The sequence below is a fragment of the Lactobacillus helveticus DSM 20075 = CGMCC 1.1877 genome, from assembly GCF_000160855.1.
GTDB lineage: Bacteria > Bacillota > Bacilli > Lactobacillales > Lactobacillaceae > Lactobacillus > Lactobacillus helveticus.
In genome coordinates, this window is the sequence record NZ_GG700784.1 from 1 (window position 1) to 675 (window position 675).

The window sequence follows — 675 nt, forward strand, 5'->3', positions numbered from 1 at the left end:
TGTTGATGTTGAATTTGTTTGGTATCCGGTCTGGACGCCTGATCGCATGAGCGATGCAGCGAAGAAATATTTTAATGAAGAAATATTTTAATATAGATGAAAAACAGGACTAATCTGGTTGAGTTAGTCCTGTTTTTGGTTGCTCCACATACGTGGAGAATACGGAGCGCCGTTATCAACTGGCCAGTTGGTGATAGGATCACCTCCACATACGTGGAGAATACCTTGTCAAGCAGGTTAAAATACCGGCACGGCCGGGATCACCTCCACATACGTGGAGAATACCTAAACGTGCAATTGTTGAGCGTTTTAAGTTGGAGAAGGCTAAGAAACAGTCAGATAAGCAATTGATTACTTCGCTTACTAAAGAAGTACAAGACCTGCGTCTGCAAGTTGATAATCATGACCAGCTTATTGATTTGATAAAACAAATTGATGCTAAAGTTGATCTATTGCCAGAAAAAATCTCTAACTTGATTAGTCCAAACAATGAGTTGGAGCCATGTTCAGATAGCAAACCTACCTCGTTAAATTCACTGCTCGATACAGCTGAAATTGCTGATGAGTTAAATGCTGATAATAATACAGATGATAATTCTGAATCTGAACAAAGCTTTGATTTTGATGATAATGGTGACAACAAAAATCAATAATAGGTACTAAAAAAGAGAGAAC

Annotated in this window: 1 protein-coding gene and 1 pseudogene; both read left to right on the plus strand. The window is 38.4% G+C overall.

Features of this window, described 5'->3' with window-relative positions:
- Positions 1-91, plus strand: a pseudogene (locus HMPREF0518_RS11070) (DNA methyltransferase); the annotation flags it as partial.
- A gap of 223 nt (positions 92-314) precedes the next feature.
- Positions 315-653, plus strand: coding sequence for a hypothetical protein (locus HMPREF0518_RS09325; protein ID WP_003627985.1), 339 nt, complete (start codon positions 315-317; stop codon positions 651-653).
- Positions 654-675: the final 22 nt, after the last annotated feature.